This is a genomic window from Sedimentitalea sp., assembly GCF_039973035.1.
GTDB lineage: Bacteria > Pseudomonadota > Alphaproteobacteria > Rhodobacterales > Rhodobacteraceae > Sedimentitalea.
In genome coordinates, this window is the sequence record NZ_JBDWLR010000047.1 from 1 (window position 1) to 15574 (window position 15574).

Genomic DNA, 15574 nt, shown 5'->3' on the forward strand with positions numbered 1-15574 from the left:
AATCGCATCGAGATCATGTTCGGCAGGTTGAAAGATTGGAGACGGGTCGCGACCCGATACGACAGGTGCCCGAAGGTCTTCCTCTCCGCAATCGCGCTAGCGGCAACCGTCATCTATTGGCTATGAGTCCTGACCCTAGCAACGGATCGACTACCACCGCTCCGACCTGTTGACGCGCTGTCAACGAACCGACACGGTCCGCTGCTGCGTAGGGGGAGGGTATCACCGGACTGAGCAAGGGAAGGCTGCACCGCGTTGGGTTCACGTGTTCAAAAAAACTCCGCAAAAATTGCTCATGGCGACACCGGTCCGACACCGTTCCAGCAGGCCGGGAACAGCCGTCTATCCATGCTGAATTAGTTACGTTTGCAACCATCCATGCCGAATTAGTTACATTCGCAACCATCCATGCAGCATTGCATCGGATCTCGGGAATTGGTTACAATCGCAACTATCACGCGCCCGCCGACGCTCGGACAGTTTACGCAATGGACTATCGAACCCTACAGGAAGCCCGTGTCGCCTTGATGATCAACGACGCTCGCCGACGGATCGCGCGCCTGGCCGGGTTTCCGGCCAAGCATCATCGCTGCGTCGAGAATGGGCACGAACGTCATTATATCGCCTGTCGCGGAACCGAGATCGAGGTCGATCCGGCCAGCCGGTCCAGTCAACAAATTCTGAGGCAATGGAAAAACGCCAGTGAATCCGCACTTTGACGATCTGCTGGACCAGATGCGCCGCGATGCCCGCAACTGCAACCTCGACCTGAAGGCCGTGATGAAAGACACCCGCATGTCCCCGCCGATCAAGCGCGGTGACCTGTTCGAGCGTAGAACCAAACAACCTTGCGATGCCTGCGGCCGGCCAATGCGGCCCGAGGACGGCGCGCAGCACGGCAGCAATACCGTGTGCAGCCCGCAATGCGCCGAAGACGCGCTGCGGTGGCGCAGATGGGCCAAGGGATCGAGGTGACGGAACGCTTGGTCTGAAGCCCGTGAAACCGATCCGGCCCCGGACCCTGATTTGCCCGCCACAGAGCCGGATTTGACCGAACCGGACCTCGTGGAAGGTCTGAGTTCGACGACCCGAAATGCTTGGTCGGTTTCGCGGCACTGCGAAACCGGAAACACTAGAGTTCGACACCGTAATACGCTAACCCATTGTATTACGGTATTTTTTTCTGGACCGGATCGCACGTACCTGGCACATTGACCGCACCTAACGAACAGGACGGCGAAGTCAGATGCCCAGCATCACGATCAGATCAGCACCCACCAAAGCGCGCAAACTCACAAAGAGCGCGCCGTACCTTCGCCGCCAAATCAGCCAAGCATCCGCCAACGAGGAACGAGGCCGCAAAGATGCCCGTGCCGAACGTGAAACCGTCACCGCATCATTCGCCAAGGATCATCGCGACGTCGTTGCCTTGATCGCCCAGACCGAACGCATGGCGCATGCCTTCGACGCCGCCGCGATCCATCTGAACACCGGCACCACCGTCACCAAGCGCAAAGGGCTTTCCGCACTCGCCGCAGCCGCCGTGCGCTTTGGCCTGCCCAGTGCGCGGCGCAAACAGCTTGCGACCCTGCTGGAAGCGACCGCTGCACGAGCCACAGCCGTCGCAGATAAGGCACAGAGCCGTTTGGACGGTGCAGATGCCGAATTGCGCAGTGTGGCCGCCCTGGCCGATCTGAGTGCGCGCCTGCCGGGTGTCGGGTTCGATCCGAAGCACCCGACGGTCAAGACATTGCGCGGCGAATACAACCAGCTTTGCCAGATCGCGAAGAGACAAAGGACCAAAGAATGACAAATCCTTTCGAATCCGGCCCAGGCGACCGACCGCTCAACATTCACGGCGACGACCGATCCGGCCCCGCCAGTGATCACGCGGTTCTGTTCGACGCTGCGAACGGCACCGGCAGTCCAGCCGCTAACGCATTCCTCGCCGCGATCCGCAAGCATATCGCGCAACGCGAACGCGATGTTGTCGAGATTGTCGAAGATCTCCTGAACAAGTCGAACCGTCGGATCGCCGCGCTTGAACGTGCCGTGAAGGTCGAGGCCGAGCGCAACGCCGACCCGCTGGAACAGGTGAGCCGCGAGTTTCTAGATGAAGGTGGTGACGACGATGAAATGAAGCGCCTGGACGACATGGCCGCACGACACCGCAAAGACATGGAGGCCCGTCATGCCAATCAATCCTGAAGAACTGCGCCCGATGATCCGAACACAACGCGCCCGGACGCTTTCCGAGTTGCTCGATGCCGGTTGCCCCATCGGCCAAGCCCGCGAACTGGCCGCGAAGAAAACCCGCAAAATATGGGGCGTTCTGGCCGATGATCTTGCTGAAAGACACCCCGGACAAGCGCCGCGTATCCGACGCACGATCCGCACTGAATTGGAGGGACTCCCACGATGAGCCTGATCGAACGCAAATCCCCGCTCTATGACGAAGCGCATGAGGAAAAGGCCACTCAAGCCCTGCGCGACGAAGCATACCGCGCCGCATTCGATATGCGCGCCAAGCAGCAATCGAAAGACATTGCGGCATTGCCCAGCTTGACCGAACGGGTCGCCAAGCTGACAGGCGAGATCGAAGGGCTTGAGCGCGCCCTGCAACGACCCGTGACGGTCAACGCGACCCTGCCCGCACCGGCCAAGCCGAAGCCTGCTGTTGCGGTGCCGACTGCCGTGCGTACCTTGGCGGTCGTGATCGGTGCAGAGTTCCAGCGGCGCAGTGATCACACGCCAATCGGCAAGTTCGTTGACGCTGCCTTGCCCGGTGACGCCAACCGCTTGATGCGCAAAGCCGCGTTGGGCATGCACAAGAGCGCGATCAATCCCGGCTCGACCACGGGCGTGGAATGGGCGCAGGAACTGACAGGTTCCCGCACCCTTGATCTGTTTGAGGAACTGGCACCGCGCAGCGCAATGGCGCAACTGGTCGCCGGCGGATACGCGCGCCGTTTGTCGTTCGGTCGTGATGCCTTTGTCACCATTCCCCGGCGCGAGACCGGGACTCTGCCGGCCGCTTGGATTCAGGAGGACGCGACCATTCCGGTCAAGGCTGGCAGCTTCACCACGGCGACCGCGCACCGCTACAAGCTGGGCGTCATTGCCGCCGTGAGCGAAGAAATCCGCGGTGTCAGTCAGCCCGAAATTGTCGATCTGATCGAGGCTTCAATCCTCGAAGACACCGCGACCGCCCTCGACGGGTTTCTCGTGGATGCTGAAGCTGGTGTCACAGGTGTGCGCCCTGCCGGGATCGCGCTGGGCGCGACGTCACAGGTCAGTTCCGGATCGACCGTCGCGGACGTTCACATGGACTTGAAGTGGCTGCTGTCGCAACTTGTGAGCATCCGCGCCCGCAAGCCTGTCCTGCTTATCCACCCGGTCCGTGCGGCGAGTTTGAGCCTGACCTTGAACGATCTGGGCGTGGCCGTCTTCGCCGATCAGATCGCCAACGGCATGCTCGCAGGACTGCCCCTGATCCAGTCTGCCAACCTGCCGACCGATCAGGTGATCGCCGTGGATGCCGACAGCCTATTTGTCGCGCTGGAACAGCCCGAGATCGACCTGTCGAACTCTGCCACCCTTGTCATGGCAGACGACGACGGAACGGCCCCGACCATGTCCGAGACCGACGCCGTGGACACCGCAGGGTCGATCCAGGTGTCCGATGCGGCTGGTGCCGGGGCGCAGGTGCGCAGCATGTGGCAAAGCTGGTCCGTTGCGGTCAGATTTGTTCAACCGACAAGCTGGGCGCTCGCACGGCCCGGTGCGGTCAGCGTCCTGACCGGTGTCGCATGGTGATCACCAGCGTCACCCATCACCCGTCCGGTCGGATCGACATTCACCGGGACGGCAAGCCCGTCGCCTGTTTGAGCGATCCCGGCACCATCGGCGAGACTTTGCGCAAACTGGGCGTCGAGGCCGACTACGAGGTCACCGTGCAGCAAGAGGGTGGCCGGGACTGGCACGTACCGGCGAGCGCCTACATCGCCACATAAACCCCTGCGGAACGCGCCGCACAGCGCGTGTGAGGGCCACCAGGCCCCCGCAGACCCCCACAGGAGAGAGGCATGCCTCACCACCACCACCTGACCGACCAGATCGTGAGCTGCGCCGCAGAGGTTGTCATGGCCGAACGCGGCAGGCCACTTAGCGCAGCGGAACGAGCAAGACTGCGCGGGGCTGTCGAGTCCAAACTGATCGTGGCCGAGATCCGCGAATTGATGCGCCACCACCCGCCCGCAACGGTGCGCGAGATCGTTCTGAGTTCCATCCCGCCCGAGGAATGGACGCCCGCTATTGGCGACAAGATGCGGCAACTCTGCGACGAGGCGATGCGACGTCGCACAGATACCCAACAGGTGCCGGATGGATGAGGTTGAATTTCTACATTACCTCGCCGACATGGCGCTTGCACCGTTCCGCGAAGCCGGTCGTGATCTGCGTATCTTCGTTGATTGGCACGACGACGACCACGTGCGCATTACTGCATGCGTGGACGGCGAACTGGCGCTGGACGGGTTGGTTTTTGCGTCGATCGAGGACCAGACGTCGCGCCTGTGCGAATTGCTTTGGCGGAACCGTTTTGGCCTTTTGTCGCGGTTGCGTTCCTGCGGAGCCAACGAGCAAATTCTTGCGGGGTTTCTGGGACGTGTTTCATATCTCGGACCTGAGTTGGTTCCAGACCTGTAATACCGGTTGTCACGCTGCTGCGGCAACCGGCCAGACCCGCCACCCTCACGTCCGGGGTGGCGGGTCATTGATCCTAACTTAGACTTGTAACGTAAAACATATCTTCGTAAATGCTGAAGATACTTTTTACGTTACAAGGAATCAGTCGATGGAAAGACAAGAGGTCCAGCGCATACTGGATGCCGGGTGGACGGAACTTGAACGGGTCGATCTGGGAAAGATACGACCGATCACAGACATGCAAGGCGGCACACCCATTGTAGGTCGGCGTGGCTACAACTCAGGCGGCGTCGGCGTGACGCAAAGGATGCTGCTGGGCGTGTTGCTCTTGCTTGCCGATGAACTCGACACCGAACCGCACGAAACGGCGCAGATCTCCATCGAAGCAATCTCGGTCCTGCGACAGCCTGACGATACCAGCCCCATGATATACTATCGGAAAAAGCGGGTGCAGGGATACATTGATTCAATCAGGAAGATGGTTGAGGGGATCAACCACCAGCGGTACAAAAACGCCCGGAAGTCCCAGCAGAACCGTGATCAGCAAAAGGACATGTCGGTGCGATACTGCCCGCAGTGTGGCACCGCTATCGCCCGTGGCACACATGCCCGACAAAAGTTCTGCGGCGCGACGTGCCGGGTCGCGGCGCACAGGGCTGCACAATGAGCGCCCCCGTGATCGACCTGCGCACAGGTCAGCCCTACGAGGCACAGGAGCCGCAGGAGCCGTTGCGGGTCGAGGTGGTCATAATGCCCGCACCGTCACCTATTGCGGCACTGATCTGGCAGATCGTGCTGGGCGGTCTGGCCGGTATGGGTGTGGTCGCGGTGGTGTTAGGGTGAATCGGTTCCCTAGAAGTTCCCTAGGTCCAATTTTGCCCGAAAAGATCAACTGGTCTTGTGTGTAACCTGCTGATCTTTTGGGGTAAATTGGCTCCGGCGGTAGGGATCGAACCTACGACCAATTGATTAACAGTCAACTGCTCTACCGCTGAGCTACGCCGGAACGGTGCGGCGCGTATAGCAATACGGGTATGTGGCGTCCAGAGGGATTTTCCGGAAACGCCAAAATTCTGACGCGCTGTCAGTCACCCAGTTCGAAACAAGCGTCTGACGACAGCGCTCCTTGCGGAGCCACTCTGAATTGCCCTGTTAAATCAACAAGGTGCGCAAAGACATTGCGTTCGGCTGCAGGAAGAAGGGCGATTGGTATGTCGGTATAGATCTGCCTCGCGAGATCTCGAGCATTCAATGGTCCCGAACCGAGGGCCTGAAGAATCGACGCTTCGCGCCCTTTGCGATGGCTGACAAGCCAGCCAAGCCTGTCGAACGGTTCGGCGACGGGGGCCCCATGGCCCGGATAGAACACCCTCCAGTTCCGCTCTGCGAGCCGGGCGCAGGACGCCATGAAGTCTGTGAGGTCGCCATCGGGCGGCGAGACCAATGAACTGGCCCAGCCCATGACGTGGTCGGCCGTGAAGCAGACGTCATTCCAGCCGAGCGCGATATGGTTCCCGATGTGGCCGGGTGTGTGAATGACCTGAAGCGCCCAACCATCGCCGGCAATGGTTTCACCATCTGACACTGAGCAATCCGGTGTAAATTGCTCGTCGACACCTTCACCACCGCCAGCAAGCCCGTCTGCGGCCAGTTGCGTCATGACCTTGCTGCGACCTGCATGGGCATTTCCATAGGCGAGCACCGGGGCACCCGTGTGTTCTGACAAGCTGCTGGCGAGAGGCGAGTGGTCGAGATGCGCGTGTGAGACCACGATATGCGTGATGTCCTGACCTGGTTCGACCGCCGCAAGAATGGCTTTGAGGTGGGCTCCGTCCTGTGGCCCGGGGTCAATCACCGCCAGCCCGCGCGATCCAACGAGATAGGTATTGGTGCCGCGATAGGTCATCGGCGATGGGTTTGGCGCAAGAATGCGGCGCAATCCGGGCTCGAGCATTACGGCCTCACCGGGCGTCGGGTTGAAATCATCGGGCGGCTGGGTCATTGCACTTCCTCTCGCCAATGTGGCCCGCTAGGTTTAGCGCATGTTCTTCCAATGGCTCAAACAGTATATGCCGCGCAGCCTGTATGGGCGGGCAGCACTGATCCTGATCGTCCCGGTGGTCAGCGTTCAACTTGTTGTCTCGGTGGCGTTTATTCGAAAGCACCTCGAAAACGTTTCGACGCAGATGGCGGATACACTGGTTCGCGAAATGGATCTGATCGAGGACGAGACCACTGCTGCTGCTTCGCCGGAAGAAGCGCTCGCGCTGATGCAGCCATTTCTATCGACCTTGCAGATAAACGTTCAGTTTGTCGCGGCGGACGAAGTACCCGCATATGATTACCTGCGGTGGTACGATTATTCCGGGCGGATCGTCCGGAATCGGATCAGCGAAGGCTTTCCGAATATGCTGGCATCTGTATTTCCGGATAACCGATCGGTTCAATTCTATCTGGCCACAGACTTCGGGCCGATTCGGATCAGCGTCAGCCGTACGCGGGTCGCGGTGACGAACCCCCACCAGTTGATTGTGACAATGGTCTTCTTTGGCGGTTTGATGACGGTCATCGCCTATATCTATTTACGCAACCAGTTGCGCCCCATCACCAAGCTGGCTGATGCTGCGCAGGCCTTTGGCCGGGGGCGATCCGTCCCCTACTCTCCGCGCGGCGCAACCGAAGTCCGCGCCGCAGGAGGGGCGTTTTTGGACATGCGATCACGGATCGAGCGCCAGATCGAACAACGGACCCTGATGTTGTCAGGGGTGAGCCACGATCTTCGGACCCCGCTGACGCGGCTCAAACTGGGCCTGTCGATGATTGACGATGACGAAGCGGAGCCCCTGTTGCGTGATGTCGACGAGATGCAGCGATTGCTTGATGCGTTTCTGGATTTCTCAAGAGGTGTTGCCGAAGGCGAACCAGAAGCGACTGATCCACATGACCTGATTGAGCGGATCGTCGAGGATGCGCAACGGGCCGGCACAGCAGTCCGGTTGGGCGAGATGAGTGGAAAAGGCACCGCCATGTTGCGGCCCATGGCAATCCGCCGTGCGGTCGAGAACCTGATTGGGAACGCAGTACGGTACGGTACGTGTGCAGAGGTTTCGGTTCTGCTGTCCGAGAAATCACTGCGAATTCGCGTCGAAGATGACGGGCCGGGCATCCCGCCGGAGCTGCGCGCAGAGTCGACCCGCCCTTTTTCAAGACTGGATCCCTCACGCAATCAGAACAAGGGCAGCGGGGTCGGTTTGGGCCTTGCGATTGTAACAGATGTTGCGCGGGCGCATGGCGGTACGTTGCGGCTTGGTGAAAGCGCCACGTTGGGGGGGTTATGCGCAGACATCGTCATCGCCCGCTAGACGTTGCGGAAGGCCCTTGTCGTTTCACAAAGGTGCCTACCCGTCGATCCGTGCGGCCATGATCGCAATCGCCTGTTGGTATACCGTTGCCGCGTTCCATTGCTTGATGACTTGAAAGTTTGGCTGACCCTCTTGGTATCCACGACCGGGTTTCCAGCCTTTCTGGCGCAGGAAATTTGCGGTTGATGCCAGTGCATCCGTCATGTTGTAGAAATCGACCGTTCCGTCACCCGTGGCATCTACCCCATACTTCAGAGCATTACCGGGCAGGAATTGAGTGTGGCCGAGTTCTCCGTGCTTGGCGCCAAGTGTGGATGATGTCACTGTTCCCTGATCCACGAGCTTCAATGCGCCGATGGCGTGCGGGACAAAGAAGGCTGAACGCCGGCAATCATACGCCAGTGTGGTGATGGCTGAAACGACTTGGCTGTCGCCCATAAAGCCGCCAAAAGCAGTTTCCATACCATGAATTGAAATCAGGACACCGGCGGGGACACCGTACTGCCGCTCCAGTGTGGCGTAGAACTGTGGATTGCGCGCCTTGCGCTTGCGGCCCTGGGCCACGATCGTGTCAGCGCCGCGCACCTGCATGAACTTGTTCAGCGAGTATTTGAACGACTTTTGATTGCGGTCCGCAGCAATCGTCCGGTTGGCATATTGCGCTTGCGACAGCGCTTGCAGGCCGCGTTGCTTAACGCCTGCCTTCCGGGCTTCATTGGCAAACTCCACCTTCCAGGTTTCAAACCCGGATCCGGTGTTCCCGCATGTGGCGGCTTGGGCGGACTGCGCCAACCCAATCGACAGGGCTAGGCCAGTGGCAAGGCGTTTGAAGTGCAGTGACATCATGATGCTGGATTCTCCCGTCCGTTTTGGTGTGATTCTAGCCAGACCTTGGCCACTTGGGAACAGCCTTGTGAGTCTTGGGCTGGGCAGGCCCATGGAATGTCGATCACGGCATGAAAAAAGGCGCCCCGAACTCGGGGCGCCTTGTTGTTTGGAATGTTAGCCGCGTTGATTAGCAGCTGTAATACATACCGTACTCAACCGGGTGCGGTGTGTGCTCGTAGGTTTCGACCTCTTCCATCTTCAGCGCGATGTAGCCTTCGATCTGGTCCTTGGTGAACACGTCGCCAGCCAGCAGGAAGTCGTGGTCGTTGGCCAGCGAGTCGAGCGCTTCGCGAAGCGAGCCGCAAACCGTTTCGATACCAGCCAGCTCTTCTGGCGGCAGATCGTAGAGGTTCTTGTCCATGGCTTCGCCGGGGTGGATCTTGTTCTTGATGCCATCCAGACCCGCCATCAGCAGAGCGGCAAAGCAGAGGTAAGGGTTCGCCGAGGGATCGGGGAAACGTGCTTCGACGCGCTTGGCTTTGGGCGATTCCGAGAACGGAATACGGATACAGCCGGAACGGTTGCTTGCCGAGTAGGCGCGCAGAACGGGTGCTTCAAAGCCTGGGATCAGGCGCTTGTAGCTGTTTGTGCCCGGGTTGGTGAAGGCGTTGAGCGTTTTGGCGTGCTTCAGAATGCCGCCAATGTAGTACAGCGCCTCGTCCGACAGGTCGGCGTATTTGTCGCCTGCAAACAGGGGCTTGCCATCTTTCCAGATAGACATGTTGACGTGCATGCCGGTACCGTTGTCGCCCGCGATTGGCTTGGGCATGAAGGTCGCGGATTTGCCGTAGGCGTGCGCGACGTTGTGCACAACGTATTTGTACTTTTGCAGCTCGTCAGCTTGCTTGGTGAGCGTGCCAAAGATCAGGCCCAGTTCGTGCTGACAGGACGCCACTTCGTGGTGGTGCTTGTCCACTTTCATCCCGAGGCGTTTCATGGTCGACAGCATCTCGGAACGCAGGTCTTGCGCTTCGTCGATTGGGTTGACCGGGAAATAGCCGCCCTTGACGCCGGGACGGTGGCCCATGTTGCCCATTTCGTACTCGGTGTCGGTGTTCCAGGATGCGTCGGTTGCATCGACTTCGTAGGACACCTTGTTGATGGTGTTCGAATAGCGAACATCGTCGAACAGGAAGAATTCGGCTTCCGGACCCATATAGGCAACATCGCCGATGCCGGACGATTTCAGATAGGCCTCGGCCTTCTCTGCGGTGCCGCGCGGGTCACGGTTATAGGGTTCGCCGGTGTCGGGCTCGACAACCGAACAGTGAATGCACAGGGTTTTCTCTGCATAGAACGGATCGATATAAACGCTTTCCGTATCGGGCATGAGTTTCATGTCCGATGCTTCGATCGATTTCCAGCCCGCGATCGAGCTGCCGTCAAACATGAAGCCTTCTTCAAGAAAGTCCTCGTCCACCAACTCGGCGACAACGGTGACATGCTGAAGTTTGCCGCGTGGATCGGTGAACCGGATATCCACGTATTCGGCGTCTTCGTCCTTGATCAGCTTAAGAACTGCGTCCTTGCTCATTCCTGATTTCCCCTCTTTGGAAAGTATATTGGTATCGGCTTACAGTGCGTCCGAACCGGTCTCGCCGGTCCGAATGCGAATTGTCTGCTCAACCGAGCTGACAAATATCTTGCCGTCGCCGATCTTGTCGGTCTTGGCCGCATCGACAATTGCCTCGATTGCGCCATCCACCTGATCATCGTCGAGGACAACCTCGATTTTGACCTTAGGCAGAAAATCAACGACGTATTCCGCGCCGCGATAAAGCTCGGTATGGCCTTTTTGACGACCAAAGCCTTTGACCTCGATCACCGAAAGTCCTTGTACGCCCACTTCCTGAAGTGCTTCTTTCACTTCATCGAGTTTGAATGGTTTGATGATCGCTTCGATCTTCTTCATGGGCCCCTCCTGACTGATGATGTTCATGAGGGGCAGACCACTTCTATTTCGGGTCCACAATCGGTTACGGTAACGGGGCAAGGGACGCGCGTGTCAAACTTATGATGATGCCCGTATTTTGAGCTATTTGCTCAATATATAGGCGTTACTGAATCGACGGGAATTAGATATGGCTGAACTTTTGACCGGAGCCCAGATGCGCGCCATCGAAGGGGCTGCCATAGCCTCGGGAAGCGTGACCGGGCTTGAACTGATGGAAAGAGCCGGAGCTGCAGTGGTCGAGGCAATATTCGAAGAATGGCCGGATTTCGCGCCAAACGGGCATACCGCGTCGGTGCTATGCGGCCCCGGCAACAACGGCGGTGACGGGTTTGTCATAGCGCGGCGATTGCAGGAACGAGGCTGGACCGTGACGGTTCATCTTTATGGCGACGCAGACAAGTTGCCTCCGGATGCCCGCACGAATCATGATCGCTGGGTCGCAAAGGGGCCCTGTGTGCCATTAACGGATCGCAGCGCTGGTACCGTCAAATCGATGCCCGATCTTGTCATCGACGCAATTTTCGGCACCGGGCTGACGCGACCTGTCGAAGGGGATCCCGAATTCGTACTGGGCAACTTAGAAACCATCCGAAACGATTTTGGCGTGCGCTGCGTTTCTGTCGACATACCGTCCGGCATCTGTTCGGACAGCGGCAAGTGGCTGGGCTGCGGCCCAAAGGTTGATCTTACCGTCAGTTTCCACACTGAAAAGCTCGCCCACCGCCTCGAACATGCTGACACCTACTCGGGCAAGGTCGTGGTCAAGGATATAGGCCTGCCCCATGCCGAGCAGAGTGACGAGCGCGCAGGCTATGTCTGGATGGTCGAGCCACCCGCTGCGCCCGTGTTGGCAAAGCCGACGGAAGGACAGAAATACGGGCAAGGCCACGCGCTCATCCTGTCCGGCGGCCCCGGCCGGACCGGCGCGGCCCGGCTTGCCGCTCGTGGAGCGCTGAGGGTTGGGGCAGGATTGGTGACACTGGGTGTTCCGCCCAAGGCGCAGGCAGAAGTCGCCTCTCATATCACTGCAATCATGCAAACCCCGATTGCGAACGCAGACGCATTGACAGAACTTCTGTGGGACACGCGGTTGAATGCGCTTTGTCTGGGCCCTGGCCTTGGCACGTGCGACACGGAACGGGGATTGGTCGAGGCGGCGCTGCCATTGTATCGACCAACGGTGCTCGATGCCGATGCTATGAGTATGTTCCACAAGATGCCTGCAGACCTGTTCGAACTTTGCCACGACCGGACTGTCCTGACACCCCATGGCGGCGAGTTCGCGCGCCTTTTCCCGGATCTCGCGGCCAAACTGACTGCAGAGCCGGTCGGTGGGCCTGCCTATTCAAAGGTGGACGCGACCCGCGCTGCTGCGCAAAGGGCCGGCTGCACAATTCTGTTCAAGGGCGCCTCAACGGTGATTGCCTCCCCCGATGGGCGGTGCTCGATCCATTCGGCACAATACAACCGCGCCGCACCCTGGCTCGCTACGGCGGGATCAGGTGATGTGCTCGCGGGGATCATCACAGGGCTTCTGGCGCGTGGAATGGGTCCGATGCAGGCCTGCGAGACCGCCGCCTGGCTTCACACCGAGTGCGCACTGGAATTCGGCCCCGCGCTGGTTGCCGAAGACATCACGGAGCAATTGCCAACCGTGTTCCGGGCGCTCGGCCTGTAAGCCGCAGGTGGTGTAAAAGGCGCTTCTCGAAAGAGCGATCCGTCGGTCACGTCATGCGCCGCCTCTGCGCTGAATACTATAGTGTGGCGAGTCGGTTGTAACGCCGAACAGCGCCTTGGCGACCTCCAAGCGCAAGCCATGGCACATCGATTCGCCGAACAACCATGGAATCCACTGTCGAAAGCGCTTCGGAATCTGCAATTTATGCTCACGGAACCCCGATTTTACGCCGCGACACGTTTCAATTCGGTCACAAATACTGGCCATTCCCGATTGAACGCTTGAAAAGCCACTGGAAAAGCATCATCTAGCCGCACGCCCTGCCCTTTGGCGGGACCCACCACTATGGAGACAACATGGCCAAGGAAGATATCCTCGAATTCCCCGGTGTCGTGAAGGAACTCCTGCCGAATGCGACATTTCGGGTCGAACTTGAGAACGGCCATGAAATTATCGCACATACGGCAGGAAAGATGCGCAAAAACCGCATCCGCGTCCTTGCCGGCGACAAGGTTCAAGTCGAGATGACCCCCTATGATCTGACCAAGGGTCGGATCAACTACCGCTTCAAGTAACGCCCACTCTATGGCGTTGATTCTCGGATCGGGCAGCCCTCGGAGGCTGGACCTGTTGGCGCAGCTTGGGCTGACGCCCGACGCGGTGCGCCCGCCCGAGATCGACGAAGCCCCTCGCAAGGGCGAGTTACCACGCCCCTATTGTGCGCGTATCGCCCGCGAAAAGGTCGCCGCCGTTCAGGCCGATGCCGATGATGTCGTGCTATGTGCCGACACCACCGTCGCCCTTGGTCGTCGTATTCTGGGAAAACCATTGGATGCGGGCGAAGCTGCGGAATTCCTGCTTGCCCTGTCGGGGCGTCGTCACCGTGTGATCACGGCTGTCGCGGTGCGCCGCGGATCCGTGATACGCGAAACCGACGTGGTGAGCACTGTAAAGATGAAGCGCCTGTCAGACGGCGAACTCAACAGTTATCTTGCGACCAATGATTGGCAGGGCAAGGCCGGAGCCTATGCGATCCAGGGTCCTGCGGGCGCATTCATTCCATGGATCAGCGGCTCCTTTACCGGTATTGTCGGCCTGCCGCTTGCCGAAACCGCCGGAATTCTTCAGGCCGTCGGCGTGCCATTGTATCGGGAGACATCATGAAGGGACGTACCATCATTCTCGATCAACTGGATGGCCGCGAAGCTGCGGCGCTGATGGTTGATGGCCAGCTTGACGACTTTCTGATCGAGAGTGATGCTCCTGCACCCGGCACGATCTATCGCGCCCGTGCGGATCGTCCGGTCAAGGGACAAGGTGGCATGTTCCTGAGTACGCCCGATGGATCGGCGTTCCTGCGCCAGGTCAAAGGCCTTGCGCCGGGACAATTGCTATTGGTTCAGGCAACCGGTTATGCAGAGCCGGGCAAGGCAATCCCTGTGACCCAAAAGCTGCTTTTCAAGAGCCGCTATGCAATCATCACCCCCGACGCGCCCGGCCTGAACCTGTCACGCAGCATTCGTGACGACGCAGAGCGTGATCGCCTGCTTGAGATTGCACATGACACAATGGGCGATGCGCCGTTTGGGCTGATCCTGCGATCCTCCTGCGCCGGTGCCGGTGAAGACGATGTCGCCGAAGATATTGCGCGTATGGCCGGATTGGCCAGTGAAGTTCTCAACGATTTCGGCACCGAAACCGAGACACTGCTCGACGGTGATGGCCCTCATGCCCTCGCCTGGCGCGATTGGACAGACCCGGCCGAAATTGTAACCAGCGCCCAAGGTTTTGCGGATCATGAGGTTTTTGACGCGATCGCCGCCGCAGGCGGCGCCGCAGAACCGCTCGCGGGCGGTGGCCGGATGTTCATCGAACCGACCCGTGCGCTGATTGCCGTGGACGTCAACACCGGCCCCGACAGCTCGCTTGCTGCCGGCGTCAAAGCCAATTTGGCCTGTGCCAAAGCCTTGCCGCGCGCCTTGCGCGTGCGTGGTCTTGGAGGGCAGATCACCCTAGATCTGGCCCCGATGCCCAAGAAAGACCGACGCAGCTTTGAAACCGCATTGCGCGCCGCATTTCGTGCTGACAGCGAAGAAACCGCGCTGGTCGGCTGGACCCCGCTTGGACATTACGAACTGCAACGCAGACGCGGCCGCACGCCACTTGCCGAGGTTCTGACATGAGTTGTCCGATCTGCAATGGCGACACCCAGCAACGCTACCGTCCATTCTGCTCCCGGCGTTGCGCAGACCGCGACCTCGGCAAATGGCTGAACGGGTCCTACGCGGTGCCGTCGCAGCGCCTGGATGACATCGGTGGCGAGGCCGATGAACCAGAACGTGAGCGACTCCGCTCACATTGATCCTTGTCATAGCAAAAAGCCTCTGGACACCACCCACCGCAAAGCCTAGAACGCCCGCACCCAAAGGCCAATGCCTTTCCGATGCCCGGGTAGCTCAGGGGTAGAGCAGTGGATTGAAAATCCTCGTGTCGGTGGTTCGATTCCGCCCCCGGGCACCATTTGTTCCTTCGCGGATATATGCGATTTCCCTTAAAAACAGATATATAGCAGAGTTTTCTGGGTCGATGATCTCAGAATTGCTATAGCGGATCAGTTTTGCAACTTGAAACCTGGTAGGGCAGCCCGCAAAACAAGGGCAATTTTTTTTGGATGGTTTACTCATCTGGGAAGGACCATGGTCCTGTGTCTCGGCCCGCAGTAACCACTGGACCTCCCATGTCGTCCAAGGCTTGCGAAAAAAGGCGTTTGTCGCATAGCGAGCAAGCCCATCGAACGGCGCACTGGCTGATCTTTGATCTCTTGCTAACCCGAGGCTTTGTTGCACTAGTGTCAGGATTCATAACCAATAGATGACGGTTGCGGCGAGCGCGATGGCCGAGAGGAAGACCTTCGGACATCTGTCATATCGGGTTGCGACGCGCCTCCAGTCCTTGAGCCTGCCAAACATGATCTCGATCACCGTC

The 15574-nt window shown here is 59.2% G+C and carries 23 protein-coding genes and 2 tRNA genes; 19 read left to right on the forward strand and 6 right to left on the reverse strand.

The features are described from left to right. From ABJO75_RS11905 to ABJO75_RS11960, 12 genes are all read left to right on the forward strand, one after another. Positions 1-126, forward strand: a 126-nt coding sequence (locus ABJO75_RS11905; RefSeq protein ID WP_333483634.1) for a transposase, incomplete at its 5' end; no start/stop codon positions are given. 362 nt (positions 127-488) lie between these two features. Continuing rightward, on the forward strand, positions 489-719 hold the full coding sequence (locus tag ABJO75_RS11910; RefSeq protein WP_348123832.1) for a hypothetical protein: 231 nt from the start codon (positions 489-491) through the stop codon (positions 717-719). Next, positions 703-975, forward strand: a complete 273-nt coding sequence (locus ABJO75_RS11915; RefSeq protein WP_348123833.1) for a hypothetical protein — start codon at positions 703-705, stop codon at positions 973-975. Before ABJO75_RS11910 ends, ABJO75_RS11915 begins: the two co-directional genes overlap by 17 nt. Positions 976-1246: 271 nt before the next feature. Then, positions 1247-1810: a hypothetical protein gene (locus tag ABJO75_RS11920; protein WP_348123835.1), complete on the forward strand. Its 564-nt coding sequence runs from the start codon at positions 1247-1249 to the stop codon at positions 1808-1810. After that, positions 1807-2208, forward strand: a complete 402-nt coding sequence (locus tag ABJO75_RS11925; RefSeq protein ID WP_348123836.1) for a hypothetical protein — start codon at positions 1807-1809, stop codon at positions 2206-2208. Before ABJO75_RS11920 ends, ABJO75_RS11925 begins: the two co-directional genes overlap by 4 nt. After that, on the forward strand, positions 2192-2422 hold the full coding sequence (locus ABJO75_RS11930; RefSeq protein WP_348123838.1) for a hypothetical protein: 231 nt from the start codon (positions 2192-2194) through the stop codon (positions 2420-2422). Before ABJO75_RS11925 ends, ABJO75_RS11930 begins: the two co-directional genes overlap by 17 nt. After that, positions 2419-3816, forward strand: coding sequence for a phage major capsid protein (locus ABJO75_RS11935; RefSeq protein WP_348123839.1), 1398 nt, complete (start codon positions 2419-2421; stop codon positions 3814-3816). The genes ABJO75_RS11930 and ABJO75_RS11935 overlap by 4 nt, the downstream gene beginning before the upstream one ends. Further along, positions 3810-4013, forward strand: a complete 204-nt coding sequence (locus ABJO75_RS11940) for a hypothetical protein (RefSeq protein ID WP_348123841.1) — start codon at positions 3810-3812, stop codon at positions 4011-4013. Before ABJO75_RS11935 ends, ABJO75_RS11940 begins: the two co-directional genes overlap by 7 nt. 72 nt (positions 4014-4085) lie before the next feature. Next, positions 4086-4391 (forward strand): hypothetical protein, encoded by a 306-nt coding sequence (locus ABJO75_RS11945; RefSeq protein WP_348123842.1) that lies wholly within the window; start codon positions 4086-4088, stop codon positions 4389-4391. Beyond that, positions 4384-4707 carry a hypothetical protein gene (locus tag ABJO75_RS11950; RefSeq protein ID WP_348123844.1) on the forward strand — a complete coding sequence of 108 codons (324 nt, stop codon included), beginning with the start codon at positions 4384-4386 and terminating at the stop codon, positions 4705-4707. The genes ABJO75_RS11945 and ABJO75_RS11950 overlap by 8 nt, the downstream gene beginning before the upstream one ends. A gap of 148 nt (positions 4708-4855) precedes the next feature. Next, entirely contained in the window at positions 4856-5374 is a 519-nt protein-coding gene (locus ABJO75_RS11955; protein WP_348123846.1) for a hypothetical protein, read from the forward strand. Beyond that, the gene (locus tag ABJO75_RS11960; RefSeq protein ID WP_348123848.1) at positions 5371-5550 is read left to right on the forward strand and encodes a hypothetical protein; all 180 of its coding nucleotides are present in this window, start codon (positions 5371-5373) and stop codon (positions 5548-5550) included. The genes ABJO75_RS11955 and ABJO75_RS11960 overlap by 4 nt, the downstream gene beginning before the upstream one ends. 88 nt (positions 5551-5638) lie before the next feature. On the opposite strand, the gene ABJO75_RS11965 is transcribed toward ABJO75_RS11960, so the two are convergent. Further along, positions 5639-5713, reverse strand: a tRNA-Asn gene (locus tag ABJO75_RS11965). Between the two features lie 78 nt (positions 5714-5791). Further along, positions 5792-6709, reverse strand: coding sequence for an MBL fold metallo-hydrolase (locus ABJO75_RS11970; RefSeq protein WP_348123849.1), 918 nt, complete (start codon positions 6707-6709; stop codon positions 5792-5794). A gap of 40 nt (positions 6710-6749) precedes the next feature. On the opposite strand from ABJO75_RS11970, the gene ABJO75_RS11975 reads away from it, so the two are divergent. Further along, positions 6750-8069 (forward strand): ATP-binding protein, encoded by a 1320-nt coding sequence (locus tag ABJO75_RS11975; RefSeq protein ID WP_348123851.1) that lies wholly within the window; start codon positions 6750-6752, stop codon positions 8067-8069. A gap of 36 nt (positions 8070-8105) precedes the next feature. Here ABJO75_RS11975 and ABJO75_RS11980 read toward each other — a convergent pair whose 3' ends face one another. The 3 genes from ABJO75_RS11980 to ABJO75_RS11990 form a co-directional block, all read right to left on the reverse strand. Beyond that, entirely contained in the window at positions 8106-8912 is an 807-nt protein-coding gene (locus tag ABJO75_RS11980; RefSeq protein WP_348123864.1) for a lytic murein transglycosylase, read from the reverse strand. 172 nt (positions 8913-9084) lie between these two features. Then, a complete protein-coding gene (gene glnA, locus ABJO75_RS11985; RefSeq protein WP_348123853.1) occupies positions 9085-10491 on the reverse strand; it encodes a type I glutamate--ammonia ligase in 1407 nt (468 codons plus the stop codon). Between the two features lie 39 nt (positions 10492-10530). Continuing rightward, positions 10531-10869 (reverse strand): P-II family nitrogen regulator, encoded by a 339-nt coding sequence (locus ABJO75_RS11990; RefSeq protein ID WP_316782267.1) that lies wholly within the window; start codon positions 10867-10869, stop codon positions 10531-10533. Between the two features lie 169 nt (positions 10870-11038). Here ABJO75_RS11990 and ABJO75_RS11995 point away from each other — a divergent pair, with 169 nt between their 5' ends. The 6 genes from ABJO75_RS11995 to ABJO75_RS12020 all read left to right on the forward strand — a co-directional run bounded on the left by ABJO75_RS11995 (position 11039) and on the right by ABJO75_RS12020 (position 15109). Beyond that, the gene (locus ABJO75_RS11995) at positions 11039-12589 is read left to right on the forward strand and encodes an NAD(P)H-hydrate dehydratase (RefSeq protein WP_348123855.1); all 1551 of its coding nucleotides are present in this window, start codon (positions 11039-11041) and stop codon (positions 12587-12589) included. Positions 12590-12945: 356 nt separating this feature from the next. Then, a complete protein-coding gene (gene infA, locus ABJO75_RS12000) occupies positions 12946-13164 on the forward strand; it encodes a translation initiation factor IF-1 (protein WP_010137880.1) in 219 nt (72 codons plus the stop codon). A gap of 10 nt (positions 13165-13174) precedes the next feature. After that, a complete protein-coding gene (locus ABJO75_RS12005; RefSeq protein WP_348123858.1) occupies positions 13175-13753 on the forward strand; it encodes a Maf family protein in 579 nt (192 codons plus the stop codon). After that, the gene (locus tag ABJO75_RS12010; RefSeq protein WP_348123859.1) at positions 13750-14772 is read left to right on the forward strand and encodes a ribonuclease E/G; all 1023 of its coding nucleotides are present in this window, start codon (positions 13750-13752) and stop codon (positions 14770-14772) included. Before ABJO75_RS12005 ends, ABJO75_RS12010 begins: the two co-directional genes overlap by 4 nt. After that, positions 14769-14951 carry a DNA gyrase inhibitor YacG gene (yacG, locus tag ABJO75_RS12015; protein ID WP_348123861.1) on the forward strand — a complete coding sequence of 61 codons (183 nt, stop codon included), beginning with the start codon at positions 14769-14771 and terminating at the stop codon, positions 14949-14951. Before ABJO75_RS12010 ends, yacG begins: the two co-directional genes overlap by 4 nt. 83 nt (positions 14952-15034) lie before the next feature. Further along, positions 15035-15109: transfer RNA gene (locus tag ABJO75_RS12020), tRNA-Phe, on the forward strand. A gap of 338 nt (positions 15110-15447) precedes the next feature. On the opposite strand, the gene ABJO75_RS12025 is transcribed toward ABJO75_RS12020, so the two are convergent. Further along, positions 15448-15574, reverse strand: a 127-nt coding sequence (locus ABJO75_RS12025; RefSeq protein ID WP_348123866.1) for a transposase, incomplete at its 5' end; no start/stop codon positions are given.

What these genes read in the sequence shown, in the direction of transcription:
- ABJO75_RS11970 (WP_348123849.1), bottom strand. Translation starts at nt 6,709, where the DNA reads ATGACCCAGCCGCCCGATGATTTCAACCCGACGCCCGGTGAGGCCGTA.
- ABJO75_RS11945 (WP_348123842.1), top strand. Translation starts at nt 4,086, where the DNA reads ATGCCTCACCACCACCACCTGACCGACCAGATCGTGAGCTGCGCCGCA.
- ABJO75_RS11975 (WP_348123851.1), top strand. Translation starts at nt 6,750, where the DNA reads ATGTTCTTCCAATGGCTCAAACAGTATATGCCGCGCAGCCTGTATGGG.
- yacG (WP_348123861.1), top strand. Translation starts at nt 14,769, where the DNA reads ATGAGTTGTCCGATCTGCAATGGCGACACCCAGCAACGCTACCGTCCA.
- ABJO75_RS11950 (WP_348123844.1), top strand. Translation starts at nt 4,384, where the DNA reads ATGGATGAGGTTGAATTTCTACATTACCTCGCCGACATGGCGCTTGCA.
- ABJO75_RS11920 (WP_348123835.1), top strand. Translation starts at nt 1,247, where the DNA reads ATGCCCAGCATCACGATCAGATCAGCACCCACCAAAGCGCGCAAACTC.
- ABJO75_RS11980 (WP_348123864.1), bottom strand. Translation starts at nt 8,912, where the DNA reads ATGTCACTGCACTTCAAACGCCTTGCCACTGGCCTAGCCCTGTCGATT.
- ABJO75_RS11990 (WP_316782267.1), bottom strand. Translation starts at nt 10,869, where the DNA reads ATGAAGAAGATCGAAGCGATCATCAAACCATTCAAACTCGATGAAGTG.
- ABJO75_RS11910 (WP_348123832.1), top strand. Translation starts at nt 489, where the DNA reads ATGGACTATCGAACCCTACAGGAAGCCCGTGTCGCCTTGATGATCAAC.
- ABJO75_RS12010 (WP_348123859.1), top strand. Translation starts at nt 13,750, where the DNA reads ATGAAGGGACGTACCATCATTCTCGATCAACTGGATGGCCGCGAAGCT.
- ABJO75_RS11930 (WP_348123838.1), top strand. Translation starts at nt 2,192, where the DNA reads ATGCCAATCAATCCTGAAGAACTGCGCCCGATGATCCGAACACAACGC.
- ABJO75_RS12005 (WP_348123858.1), top strand. Translation starts at nt 13,175, where the DNA reads ATGGCGTTGATTCTCGGATCGGGCAGCCCTCGGAGGCTGGACCTGTTG.
- ABJO75_RS11955 (WP_348123846.1), top strand. Translation starts at nt 4,856, where the DNA reads ATGGAAAGACAAGAGGTCCAGCGCATACTGGATGCCGGGTGGACGGAA.
- ABJO75_RS11925 (WP_348123836.1), top strand. Translation starts at nt 1,807, where the DNA reads ATGACAAATCCTTTCGAATCCGGCCCAGGCGACCGACCGCTCAACATT.
- infA (WP_010137880.1), top strand. Translation starts at nt 12,946, where the DNA reads ATGGCCAAGGAAGATATCCTCGAATTCCCCGGTGTCGTGAAGGAACTC.
- ABJO75_RS11960 (WP_348123848.1), top strand. Translation starts at nt 5,371, where the DNA reads ATGAGCGCCCCCGTGATCGACCTGCGCACAGGTCAGCCCTACGAGGCA.
- ABJO75_RS11935 (WP_348123839.1), top strand. Translation starts at nt 2,419, where the DNA reads ATGAGCCTGATCGAACGCAAATCCCCGCTCTATGACGAAGCGCATGAG.
- ABJO75_RS11995 (WP_348123855.1), top strand. Translation starts at nt 11,039, where the DNA reads ATGGCTGAACTTTTGACCGGAGCCCAGATGCGCGCCATCGAAGGGGCT.
- glnA (WP_348123853.1), bottom strand. Translation starts at nt 10,491, where the DNA reads ATGAGCAAGGACGCAGTTCTTAAGCTGATCAAGGACGAAGACGCCGAA.
- ABJO75_RS11940 (WP_348123841.1), top strand. Translation starts at nt 3,810, where the DNA reads ATGGTGATCACCAGCGTCACCCATCACCCGTCCGGTCGGATCGACATT.